Source organism: Carboxylicivirga marina, assembly GCF_016612505.1.
Lineage (GTDB): Bacteria > Bacteroidota > Bacteroidia > Bacteroidales > Marinilabiliaceae > Carboxylicivirga > Carboxylicivirga marina.
In genome coordinates, this window is record NZ_JAENRR010000007.1 from 25,637 (window position 1) to 39,201 (window position 13,565).

The window sequence follows — 13,565 nt, forward strand, 5'->3', positions numbered from 1 at the left end:
TAAATCACTGTATCAAACTATTGACAAAATCCGGCTTCAACCTCTTCTGACTAACTTTCTCATACAAATGTGCAATTTGTATTAAGCGACTCTCGGTCCAGGGCTTACCAAAGAATGAAACACCAATTGGTAAACCTTTTATATTTCCCGCTGGAACAGTAATACTCGGATAGCCTGAAATAGCAGCTAACTGTGAACTTCCGCCTCCGAAATTGTCACCATTGACATAATCAATACTCCACGCCGGACCATTCGTTGGAGCCATTAGTGCATCCAGCTTATGCTCATCAATCAACTTATCAATCCCTTGCTTACGCGATAGCTCTATACACTTCGCTTTAGCCTCTTTATATTTTTCATCATTTAAAGCATCAGTTTCATTAGCAGCTTCAAATATCTCTTGTTCAAACCATGGCATTATCTTTTCAGTATTCTTTTTATTGAATTCAATTAATTCAGCAAGGGTATTAAATCCACACTCAGGATGCGACTGAAGATACTTTTCCAAACCATCTTTAAACTCACAAATCAACACCGTCCATTCGTATTTCCACAAGCCTTTCGTTTCATCTGAAACAGCTACTTCGACAACATCAGCTCCTTTTTTCTTCAAGACATCAACCACCTCATCAACAATAAGTGAAACACGTTTATCAAAAGCTGAACTTTCACTCAAATAACCAATGCAAGCTCCTTCCAAAACCGTATCATCAAAATTTAAATACACTGCTGGTTCTGATGGTTGATGTTTCGTTTTATCATCAGCTGCATCAATACCAGTTAGAGCCGTTAGTAACAGCGCAGCATCAGTCACTGTTCGAGCCATTGGACCTGCTGTATCCTGACTTTCAGAAATTGGGATAATTCCTGAGCGAGATAAGAGGCCAACTGTTGGCTTAATTCCAACCACTCCATTAATTCCTGACGGGCAAACGATTGAACCATCTGTTTCAGTACCAATAGCCAAAGGCGTCAGGTTAGCTGAAACAGCAACAGCAGAACCTGATGATGAACCACAAGGTGTGCGATCAAGCACATAGGGGTTTCGTGTTTGACCACCCCTGCTACTCCAGCCACTACTTGAATTGCTTGAACGAAAATTAGCCCACTCGCTCAGATTAGTTTTTGCCAGAATTATCGCCCCGGCTTCACGCAATTTAGTAACAATAAAAGCATCTTTCTTAGCCCGATGATTGGTCAAAGCCAAAGAACCGGCTGAAGTCACCATGGCATCAGCTGTGTCAATATTATCTTTAATAACAACAGGAATCCCATGCAATGGGCCTCTTACTTTGCCAGATTTCCGTTCATCATCGAGCACTTTAGCAATTAATAAAGCCTCTTTGTTTACTTCAATAATAGAATTAACCTTAGGTCCTGATTTATCAATCGCTTCTATTCGTTTCAAATACAATTGAACAATCTGTTGCGACGATAACTCACCTGATTTCAATTTTTGCTGTAGCTCAGCAACAGTTATCTCAGAGAGTTCAAAGTCATCAATAAAAGGTGGGTTTTCAGAACCCGTTTTATTGGCATTATTGCAGGCTGTTACACTTAGTCCCAGCCCCACTAACACAGAACTTTGAAGGAAATCACGACGTTTCATATTGAGTAGATTTTTTTTAAAATATTGCTTTAAAGTAACAATTAGTTCCTAACGAACAAAGCAGCCCCTACGATTCATTATATAAAATCAAACGCTGATCACAATAGACTCATTCTCAACTAAAAAAATTCATCATAACATTTGGAATTCTAAAAAAACCATTTACATTTGTAGTGTACTATTTCACTATAACAGTAAAACAACTCGTAATGATAACAATCAATAACCTTAGTTTTGCTTATAAAAAACAAAAGCCACTCTTTAACGAACTCTCCCTAAATGAGAGAACCGGACAAATCATTGGTTTATTAGGTAAAAACGGTGCTGGCAAAACCACTTTACTTCAACTTATAAGCGGACTATTAACACCAAAATCTGGCCAGATTGATATAAACGGACTAAATCCGATTAATCATGCGCCCGTATTACTTGAGCAGATATACTTTGTGCCCGAAGAATTTATTATGCCTTCGGTAAAAATGCACAGCTATGTCAATGGTTATGCTTCTTTTTATCCTCGCTTCGACAAAGCCTTGTTTAACGAATTAATTAAGCAATTTGAGTTAGATGAGAATAAAAACCTGTCAAAAATGAGCCATGGCCAAAAGAAGAAATTCAGAATTGCCTTTGCCTTGGCCTCCAAATGCCAACTAATAGTTCTCGACGAACCAACAAATGGCCTAGACATTCCTTCAAAAGCCATATTCCGCCAAATGGTAGCTGGCGCGCTAGAGGATGACCAAACTGTTATAATATCAACTCACCAGGTAAAAGATGTTGAAACGCTTATTGACAAAATTTTATTGATTGACAATGGACAGATAATCTTTGATGAATCCATCATCAACCTGTCTGAGAGATACAACTTTAAAATAGTCAGTCATCTTCCGGAACATACATTATACAGCGAACTTAATCCAATGGGATACAAAGTACTTACCCCAAGTGATGGTGAAACATCCGAGGTAGATATCGAGCTATTATTTAATGCCATTAATGATGGTGTGAAGTTTAACAATGAAAAACCTAATCATGAATAACATATTTAACATCAATAGATTCGGAAAGCTGATTAAACAACAATACCAATTATCAGGTAAGAATTTAGTCTTAGCTTTGTCTTCAATTTTTATTGTTTACACCGCAATTTTGCTATTATTTACATTTAACAATAGCTCTATCGAAACCCTTGAATGGCTCCCGTTTTTTATCATCCTTAATACGGTCATTGCACTACCCTTTGCAGCTTATGCTTTCCCGGCATTCAGAACCAAGGAAAAGACCTTTGACTACCTTCTTTTACCATGTTCAGTGGCTGAAAAGTTCACTTTGAATATAATTATCAGAATATTAGCCCCATGGATAGTTTTGCCAACTATTTTTTACATCAGCTCCCATTTAGCAAGCGAATTAGCCCAATGGCATAACCCGGCACTTAAAATTGAATCATTTAGCCTATCAACAATTTTAGGCCAAATAAATCATGATGATTTAAGGATCGCAATTCCAAGTATTATACTATCAGCACTTATACACCAATCTGTATTATTCGCTGGTGCAACAGTATTTAAAAAGCAACCTCTAATCAAAACACTTGTTGCTATTGGTATTGTTGCAAGTGTTATAATCTTTTATTTCTACATCATAATTGAATGGGCTGATATATATCAGAACGGAAAAATGCCTTGGTTTGCAATAATTGAAAACAAGGAATCAGCCATACACTGCCTACTAGGACTTGAAATAGTATTATTAACCACCACTTGGGCCTATGCCTTTTTTAAAGTGAAAGAAAAAGAGATAGCATGATGGAGTTTAAAAGCAACAAAGGCATCTTTCAACAGATAGCTGACAGCATATGTGAGCGCATTCTATTAGGAGAACTTGCACCAGAAGATAAAGTGCAATCAGTAAGACAACTAGCCTCTCAACTAGGCGTTAACCAAAATACAATTATGAGAACTTTTTTAGAATTACAACATAGCAACATAGTAGAAAATCGAAGAGGCATAGGCTACTTTGTAACCAAGGATGCTCCTGATACAATTCGTGAGATGCGCAAAGAGGAGTTTACCAAAGATATACTTCCTGGTTTCTTACAACAAGTTAAATTATTGCGCATTACAAAAACTGAACTGGAGCCATTATTTAACCAATTAAAAGAGAATGAAGATGAAAACAAGTAAAATTATTTTAATAGCTTTTCTATCGGTTATTTGTCTTGGGTTACTCTCTTTTTTAATAACAATTAATAATAAAAAGTACAAAGGGAACTCTATCCAGAGCAAAACAAAAACAGAAAAACTGCCTGATTTTAGCATTGTTAAAGTTATAAATGGAGCAAGCGTTCGCATACAATCTAGTAACACAAACAAAGTAAAATATTCATACAGTGCAGACTCACTGAACAATCCAATCTTTCATATAAAAGGTGACACGCTCATAGTAGAACCTTCACAATTGGATAAACACAACATTGAATGCACTTTTGAAACAAACAATATTACTGAGATCATTAACAAAGGCGGAACAATTACGCTTGATTTAACGCAAGATAGTATCAAGATCTGCAATCAAAATAATGGACGCTGTTTTTTAAATCGAAAAAGCTCAGTAAAAAACATCCAGCTTAAATCAATTGAAAAATCAAGCACCACTATTTCAGCCGATAACATCTACCAACTCATCATGGACGTTAACAATTCGAATGTGATAGTCAATAAAGACATCCAAAGCATTACACTTAGTGCCAACAACAACTCCAGAGTAACGCTACAGTCTGTGAAATCGTTGGTGGTAGAATGTGACACTACATCAAAATTTAATGTATATTGATACTTTGGTTGCTTAAAAAGCCTCGGTCTATTAATGTACATTAATTTACATACTCATCATCCCAGCGAAAGCATGCATGTTAAAGAGATAATTAACATGCATGCTTCGTTATATCCTGAAAGTACCAATCTAAATCAATTTCACTCAATCGGAATTCACCCCTGGGATATTAAGGATGACCATTCGATTCATGTACTTGAAAAATGGGCTCAACACCCAAAAGTATTAGCCATTGGCGAGTGCGGATTAGATAAGTCCAAAGGACCGGATTTAACTATTCAGCAAGAGGTTTTCATACAACACATAAAGCTATCGGAGAAACTAAAACTTCCAATTATCATACATTGTGTCAAAGCCTACTCCGAAATTATTAAACTACGCAAAGACCTACGCCCGAAACAAGCATGGATATTTCATGGATTTAATGCCTCCAGGGAAACCATGGAACAAGCTCTAAGGCAAGGTTTTTACTTCTCATTAGGCAAAGCATTATTAAAAAGCAATTCAAAAGCCAGCCAATCCTTACTATTTATTCCTCATAATAGACTATTTTTGGAAACCGATGATGATCCTCAGCTAAGCATCATCTCCATTTATGAAAAAGCATCAGAATTATTAAAGCTTGAAACACCTCAATTAAAGAAGGTTATTCAAGATAATTTTAAGCGCTTATTCAATGTCAATTGAAAACTTTATCAATCCTCTAAATACCGACTGGACAACATGGACCATCACCGTTGTTTGCGCCTTTTGCGTTGGCGTTTCTAAAAGCGGATTAAAAGGCATGGCCATGTTTGTCATTCCTCTTTTAGCTCATTTATATGGAGGAAAGGCATCCGTTGGAATTCTGCTTCCTTTTCTATTAATGGGCGATTTAATGGCTGTACGATTTTATTATAAAAGCGGGAAAATTAAACTTATAATAAAGCTTCTTCCATGGGCTTTTATTGGCATTATTATAGCTGTTTTTGTTGGTAAAAACATAAATGATGCACAGTTTAAACAAACGATGGGCATTGCCATTCTTATTTGCCTTGCCTTATTGCTATACAACGAACTTAAAAGCAAACGAAATGTTTCAGATTCAAAGTTTTTTAGCAGCTCTCTTGGTGTTATGGGTGGCTTTGCAACAATGATTGGTAATGCGGCAGGCCCTATTTTCAACCTATATTTGTTATCAATACGCTTGCCTAAAGAAACCTATATTGGAACAGGGGCGTGGTTTTATTTGATTTTAAATTCGAGCAAAATACCTTTACACATAATTAGCTGGCAAACTATCAACTGGCAAACCATTCATCTTAATCTGCTTTTATTTCCGGTACTTGTATCCGGTGCCTTTGTTGGTAAAAAAATAGTAAGTTATATTCCTGAGAAACCTTATCGTTATCTCATCTTCACTATCATATTGTTATCAGCTATCCTGCTGTTTATCAAATAGCCAGCTGCAAAATACCTTAACGAGATGCTTTTTGTCATTTAAATTATAAGTTGATTATTGTACCTTTACCACCAGATATAGAAAAATTACACTAGTTAAATCATATTGAAATGAACGATATCAATTGGAGCGATTTGTCTTTCAGCTACATGAAGACAGACTACAACGTTAGATGTTATTACCGCGATGGCAAATGGGGTGAGCTTGAAGTTCATTCGTCTGATCAGGTAAGTATCCACATGGCTGCTACAGGTTTACACTATGGTCAGGAAGCTTTTGAAGGATTAAAGGCATTCAAAGGTCAGGATGGAAAAACACGCCTTTTCCGCATTGAAGAAAATGCAAAACGCATGTACAATTCCGCTGTTGGTACTATGATGGCTGAAATCCCTGAAGACATCTTCGTTAATGCTGTTTTAAAAGCTGTTGAGTTAAACAAACGTTTTGTTCCTCCATATGAATCAGGTGCCTCTTTATACATTCGCCCACTGTTAGTTGGTACTGGTGCAAAAATAGGAGTTGCTCCTACCGATGAGTATTTATTCATGGTATTTGTAATGCCTGTTGGACCGTATTTCAAAGAAGGATTCAAACCAACCAACATGATGATTTCTCGTAAATATGACCGTGCCGCTCCATTAGGAACCGGAAACATCAAAGTAGGTGGAAACTATGCTGCCAGCTTACGTGCAGGCTACGAAGCTCACGAAAAAGGTTATTCAGCAGTACTATTTCTTGATAGTAAAGAAAAGAAATACATCGATGAGTGCGGACCTGCCAATTTCTTTGGTATTAAAGATAATACTTACGTTACTCCAAAGTCAGATTCGATTCTACCATCCATTACCAATATGAGCCTTTGCCAATTGGCCGAAGACATGGGCATGACTGTTGAACGTCGCCCAATACCATATGACGAACTAAGCACATTTGCTGAAGCCGGAGCTTGCGGAACAGCTGCAGTTATCAGCCCTATTGGTCAGATTGATGATGTTGAAGATAGTAACTCATTTGTATTTAGCAAAGACGGCAAACCAGGTGAGGTTTCAGAAAAGCTATACAATAAACTTAGAGCCATTCAATATGGTGATGAGCCTGATACTCATGGTTGGGTAACTATAGTTGAGTAATTTTAACTATCACGATATAAAACCGCAGCTCGATAGTTGCGGTTTTTTTTTGTGCTCGATTTCTAAACACAAACTTCAGATAATCTGTTTACCTTTGAGCAACATTATACAACCATGACAGACTTAAGAATAGAAAACCTCAATATAATTGCTGAAGAGACAATTATCACACCTGATGAATTAAAAAAGCAATTCCCATTATCAGATGTCGCCACTAAAACTGTTTTAGATGGCCAAAACGCTGTTAAACGGATTCTCCATAAAAAAGACAAACGCTTACTGGTTGTGGTCGGACCATGCTCTATCCATGATATTGATGCTGCCAAAGCTTATGCCCAAAAGTTAAAGAAATTGGCCAACGAAGTAAGCGATACAATTTATTTAGTCATGCGTGTGTATTTTGAAAAGCCACGAACAACTGTTGGCTGGCAAGGCTTAATCAATGATCCATACTTAGATGATTCCTGCAAAGTCGAAGACGGTCTAAAATTGGCTCGCGAGTTATTGCTGCACGTGGCCGAATTAGGATTACCTGCTGCCGGCGAGGCTTTAGACATTGTGACACCCCAATACATTCAGGATTTATTTTCCTGGACAGCAATCGGCGCCCGAACAACCGAATCGCAAAGCCACCGCAACATGGCCAGTGGATTATCTTCCGTTGTTGGCTTTAAAAACGGCACAAAAGGAAGCATCGATATTGCAATCAATGCGCGTGCTTCTGTTGCTGCTCCTCATAACTTCGTTAGCATTAATCCTGAAGGAAAAGTAGCCGTTGTTAAAACCAAAGGAAACCCAAATTCACACATTATTCTTCGGGGAGGAAAAGAGCCTAATTACTCATCAAAACATATTGCTGAATACGAGGCAGATCTACGAAAATCGGGCCTTGAACCAAGAATCATGATCGATTGCAGCCACGCCAACAGCGCTAAAAAAGCAGCCAATCAATCTCTTGTTTTAGATGATTTGGCCCAACAAATTTCAGAAGGAAACGAATCGATTATGGGCGTGATGATTGAAAGCAATTTAGAATTTGGCTGTCAGAAACTTACAAGCGACACTTCAAGTCTTAAATATGGCGTTTCTATTACCGATGAATGCATTGGCTGGGATGAGACAGAAAAACTATTGAGAGAACTTCGAGAGAAATTAAAAGCCTAAAATCGTTTATTTTTTAGCACATAAGACACAAATCGCAATCCAATTGGCACATGCTTTATTATTGTAGGAAATAAGCCAAAATAACGACGCATTATATCAAATCGCTCCCTTAGCCCCGGAATGATGTTTTGCTTGGTTAATCCACCATCTAAAAAGCGTGAAAGCGTTTGATTCGTATTGTGAATCAATTGAGCTTCCATTAGAGCTTGCAAACACCATTCAAAATCTGCCGAGAAACGGTATTTCGTATTATATAGCTTCGCTATTTTTGTTGACACCAATATCGATTGATGACTAACTAACATACCGTTTTTAAAATCCTTCCAGCTTAGGTCTTTCGGTGGTTGCAGGCGCCTGCCTCCTATTTCATGACCTTCAGAGTCAATCATCACAGTATCGCCATATATTACATCAGGCCAATTATCGTTAAAGCCATTCACCATGTGCTCAATACTCATCCGGTTGTAAATCTCATCACCCGAATTTATAAACCACACATAATCGCCACTTGCCATTTTAAGCCCCTTATTCATGGCATCATACAAACCATTATCAGGTTCGCTAATCCACTTTGATACTGAAGCTTCATTATCTTTAATTAAATTAATGGTTCCATCACTTGAAGCACCATCAATAATAATATATTCAATAGCAGAGTAGGATTGATTTGCTATACTATCAATTGTTTTTTGAAGAGTTTCAATACCATTATAAACAATTGTAACAATGGACATAACAGGCATCTTCATAAATTACTACTTTAAAAGTGATTCATAAACAGCTTTGTACTGATTAGCCACCACTTCTTCAGAGTAACAATCAATAGCTTTTTGACGCGCATTTTTACTCAATTGCTCCAGATTACTTACAAATAAAGTTTCATAAATACCTGTGGCCAAACTCAATGAATTCTTGACTTCCGCAAGGTAACCTGATTCTTTGTGAGTTATCATTTCCGGCACACCGCCAATACTAAACCCAACGATAGGTGTACCACAAGCCAATGACTCCATAACGGTATTGGGTAAATTATCCTGCAGCGATGGTAACACATAATTATCTGCTGCACTGTATAAATCCACTAACACATCAGGATCGGAAACAAACTTAAATGAATTGGTTTTAAACGGAAACAGCTTCTGTGTTTCTGCATTCATCTTACCAAAAACCACCAACTCGGTATTATCTTTAACAACAGGGAAATTCTCAGCTAAAATATTTAATGCCTCAATAAAATAACGCATTCCTTTTCGCGGATCATTGACATTAGCCGCACCAAATAATACCAAGCGCTTATCCTCAGGCAAGCCCAAGCGTTTTCGAGCTTCTTGCTTATTACGAGGTTCGTAAAAACCGGTATCTATTGGATTTGGAATATTATAAAAATCTTTCCGTCGCAATAATTTACTTTCCTGAGATAGTGTACGTAACCACTTACTACATGCAACGATACTTAAAGGTGATTCGTTATATATTTTTCGCTTTTGAGCAAATATCCTGGCCGATAAATCCTTCTTGCCAGATTTACGTAAAAATGGGCAATACGAACAAAACTCCAAAAACTCTAAACAAGTACCTGCATAATGGCAACCGCCTGTAAAACTCCACATATCATGTTGAGTCCAAACAATGGGCTTGCCGCATTTTAAGAGTTTACCTAAGGTTTCAATTGACAAAAAACCCTGATTTATCCAGTGCAAGTGAATAATATCGGCCTCTAGTACCAACGGATGTTGTGTAATATCAATACCTGTATTAGCTGGTGAAAAGGCAAAGCGAACTGAAGCATTTCGCTCATAAGGTAAGAATGTAAGACGTTCCCATGCAAAGCGAGCGAATGCTTTTTTTCGAAACAAATAACTGTTATCCACAGGATAAACACCTTCCTCATTGCTATGTAAATCCTGTACCAGAAGCTTTGATTCAACACCATTACGGCGCAATGCCCTGTTTAATCGGTTTGCCGCCACTGCAGCACCACCGCCTGCATCAGTTTTATTGATCTGTAGGATTTTCAATTTAGCTTCGAGATTTGTCCAGCTATAAAAGTAATCATTCTGTTAAAATTGCCAAGGCATTGATTAATCTTCCAACTTATGAGGAAAATCAATATTAAAATGTAATCCACGGCTTTCTTTACGCTTTCGTGCCATCTTAATTATCAGATAACCAACATTTATTTTATTACGCAAATGACAAATCTTCTCTGATACTTTTGAATCCTGATACAATGCTTCTGTTTCACGATATATTACTTCGAGTCGATCATAAGCGCGATTGAGACGGATTTTAGAACGAACAATACCAACATATTTGCTCATTATCTGCTGCACTTCCTTGTTGGATTGTGTTATCAAGATCATTTCCTCAGGGTGCGATGTTCCTTCGTCATTCCAATCAGGTATCCGATGGTTATATACCGTATTGTTTATTTTTTCTACCGCATCAATTGCCGCTGCATTTGAAAACACTAAAGCCTCTATCAATGAATTACTTGCCAACCTATTAGCACCATGTAACCCGGTTGACGCACATTCGCCAGCAGCATAAAGGTTGGAAATTGAGCTACGCCCGTTTAAATCCACCTTAATACCGCCACACAAATAATGAGCGGCAGGTACCACCGGAATCATATCTGTTGTAATATCAATGCCCAACGAAAGGCATTTTTTGTAAATGTTTGGGAAATGCTGTTTGGTTTCTTTAGCGTCCTTATGGGTCACATCTAAATACACAAACTCTTCACCCCTGTTTTTAAGTTCATTATCAATGGCGCGGGCCACGATATCACGAGGTGCCAAACAACCGCGCTCATCATATTTTTGCATAAACTCTTCGCCATTTTGACGACGCAAGATTCCGCCATATCCTCGCATGGCTTCTGTAATCAGAAACGACGGTCGCTCCGACAAATTATACAAAGCCGTTGGATGAAACTGGACAAATTCCATATTCTCAATAATGCCTTTAGCTCTAAACACCATGGCTACACCATCGCCTGTAGCTATTAGGGGGTTTGTAGTGGTTTGATACACACTTCCAATTCCACCGGTAGCCATCATTGTTGTTTTGGCCAGGTAGGTTTCAATCTTTCCATTATCCTTGTTGAGTATATAAGCCCCATAACACTCAATATCGCGCATCCAAGGCTCAGTCACCTTTCCCAGATGATGCTGCGTGATAATATCTACCGCAAAATGATTTTCAAAAACCGAAATGGATGAATGATTCTTTACCTCATCGATTAAAGCTCGTTGAATTTCAGCTCCGGTGTTATCTTTATGATGTAATATACGGTACTCTGAATGACCACCTTCGCGATGCAAATCGAATTTACCATCGTCATTCTTATCAAAGTTTGTCCCCCAATTAAGCAATTGCTGAATCTGCTCTGGTGCTTCCTCAACAACCTTTTTAACAGCCTCAATGTCACATAAACCATCACCCGCAATTAAAGTATCATTTACATGCTTCTCGAAAGAATCAGGTGCATATGTTACGGAAGAAATACCTCCCTGTGCGTAAGCTGTATTAGTTTCTTTTAACTCTGTTTTACTAACTACAGCTACCGAACCATATTTGGCTACTTTTAGTGCATAACTCAATCCGGCAATACCAGAGCCAATCACTAAAAAATCAAATTCTCTTCTCATTGGAAAAATCTTTGTACAAGTGTACAAATGTAGAAAGAATTAGAGATCTTTTGATACGAATTTAAGTGCTATTCGACTACAAAGCTTTTTGTCATAACTTCTTTTTTCCCCATTTCATTAATTCCCGTTACGACTACCACGTATTCACCGGCATCGTCACCCGTGTAAAACTCAATACTTTCCTGGCCCTCATTTTTATTCTTTTCAAATGAACCAAAGAACAATACATTACGGTAATCAGCTAAACGTGAATGAAGCAGTTCTTCATTTGAATAATCAGGGCTGATGAATGTATGGTTCAGCAGGTAGCCTTGATGCACTTGTCGGAAGATTCGCTTATCAAAGTCCATATTTCCCATATCGCCATTCCATGTATAAAACATGACTAAGCGCCCTAAATTCTCATCCTTGTAATAATAATTCAAATTAATGACTTCGATTTTTTCCATGTATTCAGGGGAAATATTAAGAATCCGATCTACATCATTAATGGGTACGCCATCTACAAAAGTCATAACTTTACCATCTCTTGGGTATAATGACTTCTCTTCATAAACCTTTACACTATATTCACCCTTTGTTTTTCTTAAACTAACAAAAGGCACAATCTCGCGAATGACTTCTTCCATCGTAGCCAACTCAATATACTTATCAATAACTATCTGGTTCTCCGGAATTCCATAGAAAGATTCTATATTTTCTATCGAGTCAGCCTTTACACTCTCTGGTAAGTGCGATGAGTAAATGGTGTTAATTTGCATATTAATTATCGCCCTGTTTATTTCCTTAACACTCAATGAATCAAGCAACAAATCAGGAATTTCGGAATGTCGTAAATCGGAAGAATACTTTTCTTCTAAATTTATCTTATAGTTAAGTTTAGTTGTATCAGTCGAATAGGGCTGGATAACCATTTCCTGTTGTCCAAATCGATTCACTTCAAATGCGAATTGTCCTAAAGAATCGGTCAATGAAAAATCAATTATTGGGTTAGGCCCAACAAAACTTATCATCATTTTCTCATCAACAACAGGTTCTCCCGAATCAAAACTTGTTATCGTTCCTGTTATTAATTCTCCTTTATGTTCGGGCATTTTTGTATGCTCCAAGCTTAATTTAGAGTTTACTATATTAGCATCATTATTGTTTTCTGGCTTGTAAAGACATGATTTCACTACAGACACCGAATAATGATTCCAGTTTAAATCCTCGAAACACAATGCCATTGTCACCCTTTGCCTTTTTTCATAAGCACTTTGAAGACCTTTCAAATCAAGCTTTAATGATTCATTATCTGATTGCTTGACAACCTTCTTCTCAGCAATATTGGGTAATGAATTACCTGCAAAGGGATTGATAACTGATATAATATCTTGTGCATAATTATGTGCAGAGGCATTGGTCATCCATTGTGTGTATGCCCTTAGCATGTAGTTATCTGTTGATATGGTATCTGGTATTAATATTTGAGTGGAGGCCACACCATTGTTAAAGTAAACTTTTTCTTGAATTACTGGTTCATTATTCCTGTTTAACAGCTCAATATAAGCAAGCTTGCTAACTGGTGAAATTTGATTAGTTGATGTTGTAATATTGGTGATTTTTAACCACATGCTTTCGCCTCCAATATAGATATCACGGTCGGTTGTTAGCACCACTGTTTCTTGCCCTCTTATTGAAGATATCAATAAAAAGCAAGTGAATAAAGCAAGTAATTTTTTCATAAAAGTTTA

The 13,565-nt window shown here is 37.4% G+C and carries 13 protein-coding genes; 8 read left to right on the plus strand and 5 right to left on the minus strand.

The annotated features are described in order from the left end of the window. Positions 1 to 4: 4 nt before the first annotated feature. Positions 5 to 1,609 (minus strand): amidase, encoded by a 1,605-nt coding sequence (locus JIV24_RS04315; RefSeq protein WP_200463786.1) that lies wholly within the window; start codon positions 1,607 to 1,609, stop codon positions 5 to 7. A gap of 209 nt (positions 1,610 to 1,818) precedes the next feature. Here JIV24_RS04315 and JIV24_RS04320 point away from each other — a divergent pair, with 209 nt between their 5' ends. From JIV24_RS04320 to JIV24_RS04355, 8 genes are all read left to right on the plus strand, one after another. After that, positions 1,819 to 2,649, plus strand: a complete 831-nt coding sequence (locus JIV24_RS04320; RefSeq protein ID WP_200463787.1) for an ABC transporter ATP-binding protein — start codon at positions 1,819 to 1,821, stop codon at positions 2,647 to 2,649. Beyond that, positions 2,642 to 3,418, plus strand: a complete 777-nt coding sequence (locus tag JIV24_RS04325) for a hypothetical protein (RefSeq protein ID WP_200463788.1) — start codon at positions 2,642 to 2,644, stop codon at positions 3,416 to 3,418. The genes JIV24_RS04320 and JIV24_RS04325 overlap by 8 nt, the downstream gene beginning before the upstream one ends. After that, on the plus strand, positions 3,415 to 3,795 hold the full coding sequence (locus JIV24_RS04330) for a GntR family transcriptional regulator (RefSeq protein WP_200463789.1): 381 nt from the start codon (positions 3,415 to 3,417) through the stop codon (positions 3,793 to 3,795). Before JIV24_RS04325 ends, JIV24_RS04330 begins: the two co-directional genes overlap by 4 nt. Continuing rightward, positions 3,782 to 4,444: a hypothetical protein gene (locus JIV24_RS04335; protein WP_200463790.1), complete on the plus strand. Its 663-nt coding sequence runs from the start codon at positions 3,782 to 3,784 to the stop codon at positions 4,442 to 4,444. The genes JIV24_RS04330 and JIV24_RS04335 overlap by 14 nt, the downstream gene beginning before the upstream one ends. Positions 4,445 to 4,477: 33 nt before the next feature. Further along, positions 4,478 to 5,131: a TatD family hydrolase gene (locus tag JIV24_RS04340; protein WP_200463791.1), complete on the plus strand. Its 654-nt coding sequence runs from the start codon at positions 4,478 to 4,480 to the stop codon at positions 5,129 to 5,131. Continuing rightward, a complete protein-coding gene (locus tag JIV24_RS04345) occupies positions 5,121 to 5,885 on the plus strand; it encodes a sulfite exporter TauE/SafE family protein (RefSeq protein ID WP_200463792.1) in 765 nt (254 codons plus the stop codon). The genes JIV24_RS04340 and JIV24_RS04345 overlap by 11 nt, the downstream gene beginning before the upstream one ends. 110 nt (positions 5,886 to 5,995) lie before the next feature. Further along, the gene (locus JIV24_RS04350) at positions 5,996 to 7,015 is read left to right on the plus strand and encodes a branched-chain amino acid aminotransferase (RefSeq protein WP_200463793.1); all 1,020 of its coding nucleotides are present in this window, start codon (positions 5,996 to 5,998) and stop codon (positions 7,013 to 7,015) included. 114 nt (positions 7,016 to 7,129) lie between these two features. Continuing rightward, positions 7,130 to 8,179, plus strand: coding sequence for a 3-deoxy-7-phosphoheptulonate synthase (locus JIV24_RS04355; RefSeq protein ID WP_200463794.1), 1,050 nt, complete (start codon positions 7,130 to 7,132; stop codon positions 8,177 to 8,179). On the opposite strand, the gene JIV24_RS04360 is transcribed toward JIV24_RS04355, so the two are convergent. From JIV24_RS04360 to JIV24_RS04375, 4 genes are all read right to left on the minus strand, one after another. Beyond that, positions 8,176 to 8,928 (minus strand): glycosyltransferase family 2 protein, encoded by a 753-nt coding sequence (locus tag JIV24_RS04360; protein ID WP_200463795.1) that lies wholly within the window; start codon positions 8,926 to 8,928, stop codon positions 8,176 to 8,178. The genes JIV24_RS04355 and JIV24_RS04360 overlap by 4 nt on opposite strands. Before the next feature lie 6 nt (positions 8,929 to 8,934). Further along, positions 8,935 to 10,197: a glycosyltransferase family 4 protein gene (locus JIV24_RS04365; protein ID WP_200463796.1), complete on the minus strand. Its 1,263-nt coding sequence runs from the start codon at positions 10,195 to 10,197 to the stop codon at positions 8,935 to 8,937. A gap of 63 nt (positions 10,198 to 10,260) precedes the next feature. Further along, positions 10,261 to 11,832, minus strand: coding sequence for an L-aspartate oxidase (gene nadB, locus JIV24_RS04370; RefSeq protein ID WP_200463797.1), 1,572 nt, complete (start codon positions 11,830 to 11,832; stop codon positions 10,261 to 10,263). Positions 11,833 to 11,900: 68 nt separating this feature from the next. Beyond that, positions 11,901 to 13,556 (minus strand): hypothetical protein, encoded by a 1,656-nt coding sequence (locus tag JIV24_RS04375; RefSeq protein ID WP_200463798.1) that lies wholly within the window; start codon positions 13,554 to 13,556, stop codon positions 11,901 to 11,903. Between the last annotated feature and the right edge of the window lie 9 nt (positions 13,557 to 13,565).

Bases quoted from the DNA above. Each gene is read 5' to 3' on its own strand.
- JIV24_RS04340 (WP_200463791.1), top strand. From the start codon at position 4,478: ATGTACATTAATTTACATACTCATCATCCCAGCGAAAGCATGCATGTT.
- JIV24_RS04315 (WP_200463786.1), bottom strand. From the start codon at position 1,609: ATGAAACGTCGTGATTTCCTTCAAAGTTCTGTGTTAGTGGGGCTGGGA.
- JIV24_RS04335 (WP_200463790.1), top strand. From the start codon at position 3,782: ATGAAAACAAGTAAAATTATTTTAATAGCTTTTCTATCGGTTATTTGT.
- JIV24_RS04375 (WP_200463798.1), bottom strand. From the start codon at position 13,556: ATGAAAAAATTACTTGCTTTATTCACTTGCTTTTTATTGATATCTTCA.
- nadB (WP_200463797.1), bottom strand. From the start codon at position 11,832: ATGAGAAGAGAATTTGATTTTTTAGTGATTGGCTCTGGTATTGCCGGA.
- JIV24_RS04330 (WP_200463789.1), top strand. From the start codon at position 3,415: ATGATGGAGTTTAAAAGCAACAAAGGCATCTTTCAACAGATAGCTGAC.
- JIV24_RS04360 (WP_200463795.1), bottom strand. From the start codon at position 8,928: ATGAAGATGCCTGTTATGTCCATTGTTACAATTGTTTATAATGGTATT.
- JIV24_RS04320 (WP_200463787.1), top strand. From the start codon at position 1,819: ATGATAACAATCAATAACCTTAGTTTTGCTTATAAAAAACAAAAGCCA.
- JIV24_RS04325 (WP_200463788.1), top strand. From the start codon at position 2,642: ATGAATAACATATTTAACATCAATAGATTCGGAAAGCTGATTAAACAA.
- JIV24_RS04350 (WP_200463793.1), top strand. From the start codon at position 5,996: ATGAACGATATCAATTGGAGCGATTTGTCTTTCAGCTACATGAAGACA.
- JIV24_RS04355 (WP_200463794.1), top strand. From the start codon at position 7,130: ATGACAGACTTAAGAATAGAAAACCTCAATATAATTGCTGAAGAGACA.
- JIV24_RS04345 (WP_200463792.1), top strand. From the start codon at position 5,121: ATGTCAATTGAAAACTTTATCAATCCTCTAAATACCGACTGGACAACA.